Raw genomic sequence first — 14,593 nt, 5'->3', positions numbered from 1 at the left:
GAATCTATCTCTTTTTAAATTTCTACACTCTTACATATCGAATAAATCATTAAATGATTCAACCATCGTTGGATGTGTATAGATATTATCTTTCAATACCTTATAATTTAATTTCTGATCTATTGCTAATTTTATTAGATTGATAATTTCTTCTGCTTCTAAGCCGTATAATGTTGCTCCAAGTATTGTTTCCGTATCTTTATTCACTACTACTTTAAACAAGCCTCTTGGATCATTATTCACTTTATGTCTAGGGATAGCGTTAACTGGTAGTGCGTTTTCTATTACATTATAGCCTTGATTTTCAGCTTCTTTACCAGTCAAACCTACACGTGCCATTGGTGGATCAATAAATACTGTATAAGGTACAGCGCCTCTATTTTCAGTAGAACGCACTCCTGTTCCAAAGAGTTGGTCTTTTACAATTCTAAAGTCATCTAAAGAAATATATGTGAATTGCATGCCACCTTTAACATCACCGATTGCATAAACATGTGGCGCATCCGTTTGGAGGTATTCATTGACCTTAATCTCTCCATGCTCACCTAGTGTTACATCTGTATTGTCTAAATCTAAATCCACATTAGGCTTACGACCAGTCGCTAATAGAACTGCATCCGCTTCATAATCTCCATTAGACGTATGCACAATAGTTCCAGAGTCAGTATCTTCAAAGCCCTCTGTATTCACATTGTATATGATATTTACACCTTTGTTAGCTAAATCTTTTTTAACTTCTGTAACAATGTCCTTATCTTCTTTAGTCATAATATCATTGCCACGTTCAAGTACGGTCACTTGTGTGCCAAAGTTAGCAAACATAGAAGCAAATTCTAAAGCAATATATCCACCACCAATGATGACTAATTGTTTAGGTTGAAAATCCAAACTCATTATCCCAGCTGAATCGTATAAATGTTGAGAACTTTCAACACCTGTGATTGGCGGAATCACTGACATTGCACCCGTATTAATAACGACATCTTCCGCATGCAATGTTTCCACTATCTCATCATTGTCATTTAATAAGTTCACTTCATTGTTAGATTTGAATTTCGCAGTATAATCCAACACTTCAATATTGTTATCATCTGCAAGATTATGATAATTTTTATTGTTTAATGCATCTACTACATCTTTTTTTCTAGAAAATGCTTTATTAAAATCATTATGAGTTAGACCTTCGTGAACAAGCGTTTTTGAAGGGATACAGCCAACATTGATACAAGTCCCACCATACATCGCTTTAGATTTTTCTACTACTGCTACTTTTTTACCTTGTGCTGAAGCAAACTTCGCTAATGTTTTACCACCTTTACCAAATCCTATAATCACTACATCAAATTGTCTCATGAATATCCTCCTTCAATACATCGTCTAATACATCAGTAATCTTGACGCTTTTATAATAATTAATTAATATATCATTTTCTTTTTGCTGAAACTTAGACATCGTGGTTCCTATTTCCCTGGAAATCTCACAATCGCTACCTTCATCACCTGTAAATATTCGTCCATCTGACCTTTCTTCATTAAATAATTCAAATAAGTCTGCCAGATTAACATCAGCGGTCACTTCATTAGCTTGATAACCACCATATTTCCCTCTACTAGCATCTAGGTAATGTTGATCATTTAACTTTCTTGTTACCCTGCGTAATTGCACTGGGTTAATACATATTCGTTCTGATAATGACCCACTACTATAACGCGCATCTGGATGCTTAACTAGAAATGTTAGCAGATGTACTGCTATATTAAACTCTAAATTCATTTACATCACCTTTAATCGTAACTTTTATAATTACATTAAAACATGTCTTGAAATTTCTCGAAAGTTTTTTGCTTATATTATTTACATTCCCTAATTACAGTAATAGGTATCAGCAAAGTTATTATTTTGCATTACTGAATATATTTAATATACTTATGTGCAAGACAAGATAAACAATAGAGGAGATGGCGAAATGATTAAAAAACTAGATGAAGTTATGATATACGTATATAATCACGATAAAGCAATTCAATTTTGGACAGAAAACTTAGACTTTGTAGTAGTAGCCGATGACGAAGAAATGGGTATGCGCGTAGTAAAACTGCTTCCAGAAGACGATGCTCAAACTGCTATTGTATTGCAGGACAAAGCGAAAGTTGACGAAATGGACATGGGTGTCAGTACAACTACACCATCACTGATTTTCGCAACAACACAATTCGACGATTTATATAATCGTTTGAAATCTAATCAAAATACAGTTGGAGATATTATGGATTTACCTATGGGTAGAGTGTTTAATTTTGCAGATGCAGAAAATAATTATTTCGCAGTTAAAGAAATATAATATTTCAGTATTGTAACTAAATTTGCCCCACGGCCTATGTCATAAATACATGTCCCGCCCTAAATTGTTAAAAGGTGCAGCATGCTTAAATTTTGTATCTCTTGCCCTAAACAATTGTAAAGGTCTGTTAAGTCGTAAGTAATGTATTTGTAATCAACACATAACCTGTATAACTTATTAAATTTGTTATACTTTTATAACCACTAAATATGTAATACAGGAGACAATTATGAAAAGAATTTTCCACTTATATTTATACTATTTTATTATGTTAGCTATCGTTGCCGCTGTTTTACTGTCTTTATATTTTTTATATGTGTGGAAAAACGACCAGCCACAAAATCAAGACTATTATAAGAATTTTGAAGAATTGAAAGCCGACACAAAAGAAGATCGTGATTGGCAAATCAATTCAAAAACGACAAATAACAAAGATATATTAGTTACTGCTATTCATGGTGGCGGTATTGAACCCGGCACTTCTGAATTGGCAAAAATCATTTCTAAAAAAGGTAACTTTAATCTATATAGTTTTGAAGGTTTATTAAAATCAAACAATACTAAATTGCATATTACTTCGACTCGTTTCGATGACCCCAAATTAAAAGACATGACGAGTAGATCAGATGAAACGGTGTCCATACACGGCATTCGAGAAGATAAAAAAGTTGTCTACATTGGTGGTAAAGATAAGGATATGGCCAAATCTATACGTAAGGAATTAGAAAAAGAGGATTTTAATGTTGAAAATAGTCCTAATTACGTAAATGGTGATTCTAGCCAAAATATCATTAATAAAAATGATACAGGATCAGGTGTTCAACTTGAGATTTCAACGGGATACCGCAAATCATTTTTTGAGGATGATGACCTTGGTCGCTCCACGAGAGAAAATCCAAATGATTACAGACAATCCATCCACGATTTTGCTGAAGCTGTTACAAAAGGTGTAAAAGAACAAACAACAAAAGACTAATAATAAAAAATCCAGAAGCCTACTTGATGAGCGTAGCTTTCTGGATTTTTCATTTTTTAAAATTCATTATTAGTAAATATCAAAGTACGTTTCTTTTAAATCTTTTTCATTAGGCTGGTTTAATAATTCTACTACTAAACTAAAATCATTAATAATATGACTAATCCTTTTGAAAATAGGTTCCATATCAACTGTTGTTTGTGATTTTAAACCTAAACAAAAAACAAGTTGAACATCTTTGTCCCCCCATTGAATAGGTTTGTCTAATTTAACTATATAAATAAAAGATTTTTTAGCAGAAGGTGTAACAGGATGAGGAACAGCGATAAGGTTACCATAAGCCGTAGTAGCTACTTCTTCTCGTTCTTTAACTTTTTCAAAAAAGTCTGATTTTATATAATGTAATGCTTTTAAATCACATTCAATTTTTGATAGTAATTCATCTTTACTTTCAACATTACTTTTAATAGCAAAAAGTTCGATTAACTTTTCTTTTTGGTCTACATTGTAGTTATCTATAAATTTTTTCAAGTTTAAAATATCCACATCAGTTAAAATGGTATTCACATAAATGACGGGCACAGAGGGATTGTTGATATTATTAAATCTGTTCCCTGTAATTTATGTTCACTTAACTCATACAATTGTAATGAATTGGTTGTTGTGATTTCGTCACTAAAGTTTTCAATCAATTTGTATTTTATTAGCTGTGAACTAGCCAAACCAGATGCACAAACAATGGTTGTATTGATTTTGTTATCCAAATTATTAGGTTTCTTCAAAGCCAATTCAAAATGCAAAGCTAGGTAGCCAATTTCACTTTCAGAAATTCTTATTTTGTATACTTCTTCGATTACTTTACTTCCTACTAAAGCGATATCAAATGAAAATGGATAGTTCTTTTTAATTTCTGCTAATAATGGATTTCTGATATTCATTTTATATTTATATCTCGTAATAGAAGTAGATAAATGTAAACTTAGATTATTTCTCAATTCTTCTTCATCCGCTAAATCTATGTGAAATACTTGTTTTATTCTTCTTAAAATATGCTCTATCAACATATTTAGTTCTTTATTTTCATGAATATTAGCTTTTTCAGAAATAAGCCCTGATGTTAATATATGTGCCCAAATATATTGTTTTTCTTTAGTAGGTAATTGGATATTAAAATTGCATTCTATCATTTCTACTAACTGCTTAAAAAATTGATTAACATCATCACTCGTTTTCGTATAGCCATTAAATATATTACTTTCATCTTTAATAATGAGTTTATGCTCAACCCTAAATAGTGCTATATATATGTGAACAACCAAATTTTCTAATTTTACATCAGGTATTGTAATGTTAAATCGATTGATTATTCCGACAATTTTATTTTTAAGTAAATTTATTTCTTCGCTATCAAAAAACTCATCCATAGATAACGGATCTAATAAAAATTCGGCAATTGCATATCTTTTCTGAAATTCATGTCCATCTATTTTCAATCCATGATATGGGCTTGTTATCAGATTCAAATCATGTTTTTCTAACTGTCCTCGTATCATTTTCAAGTCTTTTTTAATAGTTGTATCACTTACAAACATTCGCTCACTTAAATCATCAATCTTTACATAGTTATCCAATATAAGTAATTGGCTAAATATATATCTAACCCTACTATCTTGATTATTAAAATTGAGAAGCTCATCTTTTAAATATTGGTCATTTAGGAATAAATTGAATTTCTCTTTGTTTTTTATTATCAATTTATATCCCACTGATTTTTTAGAAAAAATATAAAATCCAAATTCTTTTTCTGATTCATTTAATTCTTTCAAATCATTTCTAACAGTTCTAGGAGAAACACTCAAACTTTTACCTATAAACTCCCCAGAAATATAGGTGCTTGAATAATTATACATAAGCCGTATAATTTTTAAAGTTCTTTTGTTCATTCCCTCACTCCAATTACCTTACACTTTAGTATTGATTATATATTATAATTCAAACATGTTTTCCTCTGATAATTTTTTAAACCAATACCCACTCTTTTTAATTGTACGTGCTTGTGTATTAATGTCTACAGAAATAAATCCATATCTATTTTTATAGGCATTCATCCAAGACCAATTATCCATAAATGTCCACATATGGTAACCTTTACAATTTGCACCTTCTTTAATCGCTTTATTAAGCCAATACAAATGATCTTTCAAAAATTCAATTCTATAATCATCTTGTATTTGATTGTTTTCTATAAACCTTGCTTCATTTTCCACGCCCATTCCATTTTCAGAAATAAATGAAGTAATATTGCCATAGTTATTTTGTAAGTTTTTCATGATATCATAGATACCTTCGGGATAAATTTCCCAACCTCTATAAGGGTTCATTTTTCTGCCTGGCATTTCATAATTATCAAAATAAAATTCTGGAGTGAAGGGTGAATTAGGGTTAGGCATACTTTCTTTAGCTTTAACACGTCTAGGTAAATAATAATTTACACCTAATAAATCTACTGTATTATGTTTTATGATTTCCAAGTCTTCACTCTTATAAAAAGGCAGTAAATCCTGTGCTTTGATCATTTCTACTAATTCCTCTGGAAAAGTACCTTTTGTAGCAGGATCTAGAAAACTCTTATTAAAGAATAAATCTGCTATTAATGCAGCTTTTTTATCTTCCTTATTTTCACTTCTTGGGTAAGAAGGGGTTAAATTTAAGACTATTCCTATTTCCCCATCATAGTTCTGTTCTTTAAATAACTTAATTGTTTTAGCATTTGCTAATATTGTATTAAAAGCATATTGAAAACCTCTTTTAGCATCATTTATATCAGGGTAATGGAAATTATATAAATAACCTCCTTCAACAGGCACAATTGGCTCGTTAAACGTAAACCATTTTTTTACTCTATCCCCATACAAATCAAAGCATTTTTGTGCATAATCAACATAATTTTCGACGACTTCTCTTGATTCAAAACCGCCCTTGTTTTGTTGTTTCATAGGCATATCAAAGTGATATAAATTAACAAAAGGTTCAATGTCATTAGCTATTAATTCATCAATGACATTATTATAAAATTCAACTGCATTTTCGTTTGTATTTCCCGTATCTTGATTTATCATCCTAGTCCAAGAAATGGATAAACGAAACGAATTGTGCCCTGTTTCTTTCATCAGTTTAATATCCTCTTTATATGTGTTATAAAAATTCGACGTGACATCTGGTCCAACATTATCATAAAATCGATTCGGTTCTTGTTCATACCAATAATCCCATATAGATTGTTCAGTCATAGATTGCGTTCCTTCAGTTTGTGTCGCACTTGCCGCACTGCCCCACCAAAAGTCTTTTGGAAAAGTAATTTTCATAAAAGTTCTCTCCTATCTGTTTGCTTTAATTTCTTGATAAATATCGATGATTTCATTTGCCATATCTTTTATCGTTAGTGCATTCATCAAATGATCTTGTGAATGTATAAGTATTAAATTTAATTGGTAATCTTTGCCTCGTGCTTCTTCTTGCAATAAACTTGTTTGAAAATTATGTGCCTTATTTATTTCTTGTTCTGCTTCTTTCATTTTTTCCTTAGCAGTCTCGAAATCATTTTCTTTCACATATTGAATTGCTTCCATTGCACTTGATCTACCATTGCCAGCTAGCAAGATAATTTGGAATGCTATTTCTGTATTATCCATGATATATTACTCCTCACCCTTTGATTTTTCTTGTTCTTTTCTAAAATAGCCATTGTCCAATACTTTGAAGAATGGTAACCAAATTAAGAACGTAACAATTAAATTAAATAGCTGTAATACTGCACCTTGCCAAGCATTTCCTGTAGCTAAATATCCACTTATAAAAATAGGAGTTGTCCAAGGAACAATGACCCCAGAAGGCTTAGGTACCAATCCTAATCCCATAGAAAAATAAGTTATTATCGTTACTACTACTGGAGCAATAATCCATGGTACAAGTATAATTGGATTCATTATTACTGGTAATCCAAATAATATCGGTTCGTTTACATTGAAAATAGAAGCTGGGGCGCCTAACTTTCCAATTTCTTTGTTTTGCTGACTTCTGGAAACAATAAATATCAATATAATGACTACCATTGTGCCACCAGTACCGCCCATGCCTACTAAGAACGTATCTATAAATTGTTTGGTAATAATATTAGGCAACTCTTGATTTGCTTTAAATGCCTCTAAATTTTCGTTATTCAAAGAATACCAAATTGGGTCAAATACTGTATTTACAATAATTTGGCCATGTAATCCGAAAAACCAAAATATTTGTATTAGAAGTACTGCAATAATTGTAGCCGTCAATCCACTACCTAATTCTGTTAATGGTTGTTGCAAGATCGTATAAATAAAGTTTTGTAATGTATCGAAAGGCGTAAAAGAAATTAATATTCTAACAATTAATATCACCGAAAGTGTTACCGAAATAGGAATTAAAGCACTAAATGATTTTGCCACTTGAGTTGGTACACCATTAGGCATTTTAATTGTTATCTCTTTCCGACATAGATAACTGTAAATTTCACACGAAATAATAGATACAAAAATACCTAAGAACATACCTTTTGCTCCTAAAATCTCAACCGGTATGACGCCTTCCGTTTTTTCAAAAACTTGAGGTGTTAAAATCAAAACACTACTTAATGCTGTTACAGCACCATAAATACCTTCAAATCCATTTTTCTCTGTCAGCTTATAACCAATACCTATAATTACATATAGCCCCATTATCGAGAGCGTGGACTCTGAAGCTGGTCCAACCATAGCTTGCCAAGCCGAAAATTGTGATTCAGATAATATTTTGTCTAAAAATGGAAAATTGGCTATTACAATAAAAATCGAACCAAAAATAATTAAAGGTAAAGCAACCATAAATCCATCTCTTAAACTCGAAAGATACTTATTGTTATTCAAGTTATCTGCAATTGGCAATAATATATCTTCCAGTTTTTCCATAAATTTATTTTCCATATGGTTTCACTACTTTCCTATTAAATTTAGTGATTGCTTTAATACGCCATCACCATCAATACGCCCATATGCAACAGTATCAATAATATCAATAGGAATTTCGATATCGTTTTCTTTAGCGTATTTTTCAAATTTTCGCTTCATGAATCTCATTTGCGGACCAATTAATAACACGTCATAGTTATCTAATTTTGAAAAAGCATTATCACTTGATACTGCTTCAATGTTAACTTCAATATCAGCACTTTCTGCTGCCTCTTTCATCTTGGTAACTAATAAACTTGTAGACATCCCTGCGGAACATGATAATAAAATATTCTTCATATAAATCATCCCTTCTGTTTGTTTATCAAACTATACTATGTATGCGCTTACACATTAATGGACATTTTTTCCTTTACTATAGGAAAATGAGTTTAATCGGAGTATGAAGATAATATTATCTCGCTATTTATCTAACTTTAAAGAATAAAAGTATTATAAAAAACGCCTTACTATCTATGATAGTAAGGCGTTTAAAAATTTAAGTTTTTCATTATTTTATTTTTTTCAAAAGAAAGGATGCTAAAGCACTGATAATTGTCACCCAAAATAAGATACCACATACGATAGCGTTGCTCCCGCTTATTGTGATTCCCGCATTAAAATTTCCGTTAGGATCACTTTCTATGTAAAAATTAATCCCAAATACAAATACCAAGGTAATAAAAGATAATATACCAACTACATCAAACAATAATTTAACATAAGGATACTTAATATTTTTAGCTATCATGTGACCACTCCTTCTTTAATTATTAAAAACATTTGACTGCTTCTAAAACAAAGAGTAACTAAGAGATTATTCTTTATAATAACTATAGGCACACTTTGTATACATAGAACCTCATATAACTGTCATTTTAGCATTTCTGCAGTCTACAACATTTAGATAGTTGTACTTTAAATCAAAAAAGAGGTTACTCAAACAATAAAGGTGTAGTACAATAGAGTTAATTAATTATATATGATGTTAGTAGCTATAAAAATATAAATTAACGAAAATATTTTTAATAAGTATTGCAAACTTTAAATTAGAGGAGACTGTAATGGAAAAGAAAAAGAAAAACGGTTGTTTTGGTTGCCTAGGGTGCTTAGGACTCATCATTCTATTGATACTACTCATTAGTGGATGTAGTGCACTATTTGATTCAAATGATAATAACGAAAACAAGAAAAATGACGAACCAAAAAGTTCTACAAAGAATGAAAAGTCTAAGAATAATGATACTGAGAAAGATAAAAAACCTAAAAACAATGACGTGAACACTTCAAATGAAACTGATGATACTTCAAATCAAAACAATTCTAATCAAGAACAAACTACTTATGAAGAAACAAACGATACAGAAGATACAACTTCAGAATATAATCAAGATGAATCTACAAACACTGATAACTCTAATTATAATACAGACCAAAACCAGTCATCTAACAATAGTGGTCAAAGTAATGAAATAAACAGTGCCTCTCAAAATGATGAAACTAATTCAAAATCAAATACCACGTCACCTTCAACCGAGGTAACTGAAAGTAACAACAACTCTAGTTCTTCAGACATCGATGTAGCTAAGCCTGGAGAAATAACATCTGATATGCCGGGTTATGACCCATCAAAAGATAGAGATAAAGATGGCATAATTAATGAAAAATAAATAAAAACGCTCTATAGTATTTGTTACTATAGAGCGTTTTATTTAAATGTATATGTTCGCATGAACGTTACATGCCTATTTTATTTTTAAAATTTGTCCTGTTTTAATGCTATTTGAGTCTAGATTATTATCAGATTTGATTTTACTTACTGTTGTATCTTGTTTCTTAGCGATACTATACAATGTATCACCTTTTTCAACAGTATATGTTTTAACTAAGTAGAGTGTTTGCCCTTTACTGATATTATTCGTTTCAAGATTATTCCATTTTTTGAGATCTTCAATACTCACTTTGCTTCTTTTAGAAATATTATATAGAGTGTCACCTTCGACTACTTTATGTGTATCACCTGAAATACTGTCATCGTTACTATCAGGGTCCGTCAATTTCAATGTTTGACCGATGGATAATGTATTATCGTTTAAGTCATTCCATTTTTTAATATTATCAATTGTTACGCCACTTCTCTTAGATATACTATACAATGTATCGCCTTTAACTACTTTATAAGTAGAACCTGTAATGGCATCGTCATCTTCGCCACCTAATTCTTTATAGTGTTTCTGAACTAAACTATAAAATTGATTCATGTTATAGCCCCATTGGTTAAAATAACCTACAGGATCAGTATGGTTTGTCCCACCCCAATATTGACTAACTGCATTATGACTAATAATTGTTCCAGTTCCTTGATTGTTATCTGCAAGTGAAGGTTGTAGTCCGTTTTGTTTTAGCATTTTAGCAGTTAAATAAGCTTGGTTGTTCACAGATTTAGCAAAACCATCAAACGTGTTAGATCTTGTTAATTCTATTTGATAAAAATATGGGTTAGCATTCGCTCCGGCGCCCCATGCTAAATAGTCGCTTGGTGCCGTTTGTATAATTTTGTCACTACCTGCGTATGCGTGAACAAAGGCATTATTGTAGTTATTATACATGTAATTTACTTCACCATCGATTGTACTATTAGGGTTTGCAGTTTCGTGAATAACGACACCGATGAATTTCCCTGATTTATAATTATATTTTGGTAAATTATTCATACGAGAATCTTGCACTATTTCTGCAGGTTGTATGTTGTTATTGTCTATGTATGTATTAACGTCTTGGTACGCTCTATTTGCAAATGTACTCATTTCTACTGAATTATGTTCTGCAACTTTATCATGTAGCTTCAAATCCCCTGGTGTTAACTGATCTTTCAAAGCCTGTGGACTCATTTTTTGTGCTTTTTCAAAATCTATTGCCTTACTTGTATTTTCATTTTTAGTTTCTTCTGTATTCTTATTAGCATTATCTTCTTGTGCGGTTGCAACTGTACTACTTAACAATAAACTCGTTGCTAATACTAATGACAAACTAATCCTGTACTTCATAAAAAACATCTCCCATTTCAAATTTTTAAAAACACGACACTATATAAACATCCATTCCTTGCACAACACCTTATTGTCTCATCTTATAATATTATAAGATTATTTACAAAACATAGTTTTATTTTATGCTATTATTTTAAATATTTTTATATAAGCATAATCATTATTTTGATTTTTGCACAAAAAAGCTACTACCTCAAAAGGCAGTAGCTCATATTCAAATATCCATAACCACACTAGATAAAATAGCAACCAATGCGACTACAAGTACCAATACTAAAAGTGAATCAATTCGTTTTTGGTTACGTTCATTCATAGGTTTTCTAAATTCTTTTAATGCGAAAAATCCTGTAATTAATACAATGACTAAACACAATAAATGAAATACCAACGCTAATACTTCCATTATCATCACTCCAAACTTGAAATAATTAAGTTTGTTGCTTTAAATCTTCTTTTATTTAGGCTTTTCATGTACAAAGCCTTCCCGATTAGATATGTTACGATTTATATTTCACAGTTACAAAAAACAAAGATTAATTTATATTCTTTTTATTCAATTACCCCTTTTTCGACGATTAGAAACAAATATCAATCGTTCATCTAGCATATGTAATAATATTTTTATAAAGTATGCCTTTTCTTTTACCTTCTCAAAACAATTATTTCTATTTTAGAATACAAGCAACATATAAAGTTAATTAATAATCATTCCTATAAAATTGATTTGAGTGTATAATTAACTTATAAGTATCATATTTCTATCAAGTGTATTTTTGTTCTATTGTATAAAATAAGGAGTTTACAAACCTATATTTAGGTAGCTCACAATTTTTTAGGAGATGGTTAAATGAAAGAGTTCACTCAAAAGATAGAAGATCTTCAAAAAAGAGTTTCTAATTTAAAAGATAATATTAAAACTGAAGAAGCTACTAAGAACGCTTTAATTTTACCCTTTTTTCAGTTACTAGGTTATGATGTTTTTAATCCAATGGAATTCACACCTGAATTTATAGCTGATGTCGGTATTAAAAAAGGCGAAAAAGTTGATTATGCAATTATAACTGATGACTCTCCCTCTATATTAATAGAATGCAAATCTATTAATGAAAAATTGAATAACCATGATTCGCAGTTATTCAGATATTTCGGTACTAGTACTTCTAAATTCGGAATTTTAACAAATGGGATTGAATATAGGTTTTACACTGATTTAGAAATCCCAAATAAAATGGATACCAAGCCTTTTTTAGTAGTAAATATTGAAAAATTGAAAGAAAATAGTATTAAAGAACTATTTAAATTTAAGAAGGAAAATTTTGATATTGATAATATCTCAAGTTCTGCTTATGAGCTTAAATATATGAATTTAATTAAATCATTTTTCGAAAAACAATTAGAAGAACCTAAAGAGGATTTTGTTAAATATTTATTAACTGAAGTGTATGAAGGTGTTAAAACAAAAACAATTATTGATAAGTTTACTCCAACTGTAAAAAATACTTTGAATATATTTATCAATGAAAAAGTAACTGATCGCTTAAATGCAGCATTAAATTCTAGTTCTTCTAATAAAATTACAATTGAAGAAAACGAAGAAGAAGAAATCAAACCTATTAAAAAAGATGATATTATAACAACACAAGAAGAGCTCGAATCATATTCAATGACTAAAGTAATTGCTTCAGAAATTACAGACGCTGAGCGTATTTTTTTTAGAGATAATAGAAGTTACTTCAATATACTGTTAGATAATAATATAAGAAAATGGATTATGAGAATTTATATAACTAACACTAAATCAGAATTTGTTTTAAATGATGATGATAAAACAATTATAAAATTTGATAAACCTTTAGATATTCTAAAGTACAAAGAATCCATTGTAAAAGTTGTTGAAAAATTCTTATAGAATTACTTAAAATTCAATATAAAACCACAAAAATAACCCCGTAAGCCTAAGCTTACGGGGTTTTCAGATACAATATCTATTATTGTTCTTCTTTAACATATGGTAATAATGCCATATGACGAGAACGTTTAATAGCTAATGTCAACATACGTTGATATTTAGCTGAAGTACCTGTTACACGACGTGGTAAAATTTTACCGCGTTCTGAGATAAAACGTTTTAATAAGTCTGTGTCTTTATAGTCGATGTGTGTAATTCCGTTTGCTGTGAAATAACAAACTTTTTTACGACGACGTCCGCCTCTTCTTGGTCCACCTGCCATGGTAACTGCCTCCCTTTTTATGATATTTTCTTATTTATATACGCTATATAATTAGAATGGTAAGTCATCATCACTAATATCAATTGGTCCGTTTGCATTTGCAAATGGATTATCCGATTGGTTATTGTTGTTTGATGAATTGTTGTTATTATTATTATTGTTGTTTTGGTTTTGGTTATTGTTTTGATAAGATGACGTATTTTGACCTGATTGTTGTCCGCCAAAGTTTTGGAAATTGTTATTTCCTTCTTGGGCATGACGTTGATTTTGATTTTTAGGTTCAAGGAATTGAACACTATCACAAACCACTTCAGTTACAAAAATACGACGTCCTTCTTGGTTTTCGTAGCTACGTGATTGAATGCGACCGTCAACGCCAGCTAAACTACCTTTGAATAAGTAGTTATTCACATTATCTGCTTGTTTTCTAAAAACAACACAGTTAATGAAATCTGCTTCGCGTTCCCCTTGCGCATTTGTAAACGTACGGTTTACTGCTAGAGTAAAAGTCGCAACACTCACGCCTGAGGGTGTTGTTCTATATTCTGGATCTTTCGTTAAACGACCGACTAAAACAACTCTATTTATCATTTAAACGAACCCCCAATTATTATTTTTTAGTCTTATCTTCGTCTGCACGAATTACGATATAACGGATGATATCATCGTTGATTTTAGCTAAACGTTGGAATTCATCAGTAGCTTCATTGTCTTCAGCTTGGATACGTACTAAGTTGTAATAACCTTCACTGAAATCATTAATTTCATAAGCTAAACGACGTTTACCCCAATCTTTAACTTCTAAAGCCTCTGATCCGTTAGAAGATAAAATACCGTTGAAACGTTCAACAACAGCTTTTTTAGCATCTTCTTCAATGTTCGGACGAACGATGTACATAACTTCATATGTTCTCATTTATAATTGCACCTCCTTGTGGTCTATGCGGCTCATCATCATATGTGATAAGCAAGGAAT

General features: G+C 30.6%; 18 protein-coding genes. 4 read left to right on the top strand and 14 right to left on the bottom strand.

Annotated features, from left to right (window positions below):
• Positions 1-30: 30 nt before the first annotated feature.
• The gene (gene merA / locus AST02_RS06550; protein WP_069816655.1) at positions 31-1,353 is read right to left on the bottom strand and encodes a hypothiocyanous acid reductase MerA; all 1,323 of its coding nucleotides are present in this window, start codon (positions 1,351-1,353) and stop codon (positions 31-33) included.
• On the bottom strand, positions 1,340-1,774 hold the full coding sequence (hypR, locus tag AST02_RS06545) for a redox-sensitive transcriptional regulator HypR (RefSeq protein ID WP_069816652.1): 435 nt from the start codon (positions 1,772-1,774) through the stop codon (positions 1,340-1,342). Before hypR ends, merA begins: the two co-directional genes overlap by 14 nt.
• Positions 1,775-1,967: 193 nt before the next feature.
• Between hypR and AST02_RS06540 the strand changes: the two genes are divergently transcribed.
• Positions 1,968-2,342, top strand: a complete 375-nt coding sequence (locus AST02_RS06540; protein WP_069816650.1) for a VOC family protein — start codon at positions 1,968-1,970, stop codon at positions 2,340-2,342.
• A 229-nt stretch (positions 2,343-2,571) separates the two neighbouring features.
• Positions 2,572-3,318 carry a poly-gamma-glutamate hydrolase family protein gene (locus tag AST02_RS06535; protein ID WP_069816649.1) on the top strand — a complete coding sequence of 249 codons (747 nt, stop codon included), beginning with the start codon at positions 2,572-2,574 and terminating at the stop codon, positions 3,316-3,318.
• Between the two features lie 69 nt (positions 3,319-3,387).
• On the opposite strand, the gene AST02_RS14535 is transcribed toward AST02_RS06535, so the two are convergent.
• The 7 genes from AST02_RS14535 to AST02_RS06505 form a co-directional block, all read right to left on the bottom strand.
• Positions 3,388-3,849 carry a PTS sugar transporter subunit IIA gene (locus tag AST02_RS14535; protein WP_256092386.1) on the bottom strand — a complete coding sequence of 154 codons (462 nt, stop codon included), beginning with the start codon at positions 3,847-3,849 and terminating at the stop codon, positions 3,388-3,390.
• Positions 3,850-3,881: 32 nt separating this feature from the next.
• Positions 3,882-5,261 carry a BglG family transcription antiterminator gene (locus tag AST02_RS06530; RefSeq protein ID WP_256092385.1) on the bottom strand — a complete coding sequence of 460 codons (1,380 nt, stop codon included), beginning with the start codon at positions 5,259-5,261 and terminating at the stop codon, positions 3,882-3,884.
• A gap of 42 nt (positions 5,262-5,303) precedes the next feature.
• Complete coding sequence (locus tag AST02_RS06525; RefSeq protein ID WP_069816648.1) at positions 5,304-6,683, bottom strand: glycoside hydrolase family 1 protein; 1,380 nt, start codon at positions 6,681-6,683, stop codon at positions 5,304-5,306.
• A gap of 12 nt (positions 6,684-6,695) precedes the next feature.
• Complete coding sequence (locus AST02_RS06520) at positions 6,696-7,010, bottom strand: PTS lactose/cellobiose transporter subunit IIA (RefSeq protein WP_069816647.1); 315 nt, start codon at positions 7,008-7,010, stop codon at positions 6,696-6,698.
• A 6-nt stretch (positions 7,011-7,016) separates the two neighbouring features.
• The gene (gene celB, locus AST02_RS06515) at positions 7,017-8,312 is read right to left on the bottom strand and encodes a PTS cellobiose transporter subunit IIC (RefSeq protein WP_069816646.1); all 1,296 of its coding nucleotides are present in this window, start codon (positions 8,310-8,312) and stop codon (positions 7,017-7,019) included.
• A 9-nt stretch (positions 8,313-8,321) separates the two neighbouring features.
• The gene (locus tag AST02_RS06510; RefSeq protein ID WP_065337227.1) at positions 8,322-8,636 is read right to left on the bottom strand and encodes a PTS sugar transporter subunit IIB; all 315 of its coding nucleotides are present in this window, start codon (positions 8,634-8,636) and stop codon (positions 8,322-8,324) included.
• A 211-nt stretch (positions 8,637-8,847) separates the two neighbouring features.
• Positions 8,848-9,087, bottom strand: a complete 240-nt coding sequence (locus AST02_RS06505) for a hypothetical protein (RefSeq protein ID WP_069816645.1) — start codon at positions 9,085-9,087, stop codon at positions 8,848-8,850.
• Between the two features lie 313 nt (positions 9,088-9,400).
• Here AST02_RS06505 and AST02_RS06500 point away from each other — a divergent pair, with 313 nt between their 5' ends.
• Entirely contained in the window at positions 9,401-10,006 is a 606-nt protein-coding gene (locus AST02_RS06500; RefSeq protein WP_069816644.1) for a hypothetical protein, read from the top strand.
• A gap of 75 nt (positions 10,007-10,081) precedes the next feature.
• On the opposite strand, the gene AST02_RS06495 is transcribed toward AST02_RS06500, so the two are convergent.
• Together AST02_RS06495 and AST02_RS06490 are read right to left on the bottom strand one after the other, a co-directional pair.
• Complete coding sequence (locus AST02_RS06495; protein WP_069816643.1) at positions 10,082-11,383, bottom strand: peptidoglycan recognition protein family protein; 1,302 nt, start codon at positions 11,381-11,383, stop codon at positions 10,082-10,084.
• A gap of 217 nt (positions 11,384-11,600) precedes the next feature.
• Complete coding sequence (locus AST02_RS06490) at positions 11,601-11,789, bottom strand: hypothetical protein (RefSeq protein ID WP_065337215.1); 189 nt, start codon at positions 11,787-11,789, stop codon at positions 11,601-11,603.
• Positions 11,790-12,233: 444 nt separating this feature from the next.
• Here AST02_RS06490 and AST02_RS06485 point away from each other — a divergent pair, with 444 nt between their 5' ends.
• Positions 12,234-13,295 carry a type I restriction endonuclease gene (locus AST02_RS06485; protein ID WP_069816642.1) on the top strand — a complete coding sequence of 354 codons (1,062 nt, stop codon included), beginning with the start codon at positions 12,234-12,236 and terminating at the stop codon, positions 13,293-13,295.
• Positions 13,296-13,374: 79 nt separating this feature from the next.
• On the opposite strand, the gene rpsR is transcribed toward AST02_RS06485, so the two are convergent.
• From rpsR to rpsF, 3 genes are read right to left on the bottom strand one after another with little or no spacing between them, the layout of a single operon-like run.
• Positions 13,375-13,617: a 30S ribosomal protein S18 gene (gene rpsR, locus AST02_RS06480; RefSeq protein ID WP_002506086.1), complete on the bottom strand. Its 243-nt coding sequence runs from the start codon at positions 13,615-13,617 to the stop codon at positions 13,375-13,377.
• 51 nt (positions 13,618-13,668) lie between these two features.
• Positions 13,669-14,208 (bottom strand): single-stranded DNA-binding protein, encoded by a 540-nt coding sequence (ssb, locus tag AST02_RS06475; protein ID WP_069816640.1) that lies wholly within the window; start codon positions 14,206-14,208, stop codon positions 13,669-13,671.
• Between the two features lie 19 nt (positions 14,209-14,227).
• Positions 14,228-14,533, bottom strand: a complete 306-nt coding sequence (gene rpsF / locus AST02_RS06470) for a 30S ribosomal protein S6 (protein ID WP_002511967.1) — start codon at positions 14,531-14,533, stop codon at positions 14,228-14,230.
• Positions 14,534-14,593 lie beyond the last annotated feature (60 nt).

Origin of the sequence: Staphylococcus equorum, from assembly GCF_001747895.1 — a bacterium.
Classification (GTDB): domain Bacteria; phylum Bacillota; class Bacilli; order Staphylococcales; family Staphylococcaceae; genus Staphylococcus; species Staphylococcus equorum_A.
The sequence above is the reverse complement of the archived record's forward strand: the minus strand, read 5'-3'. Positions and strand labels throughout refer to the sequence as shown.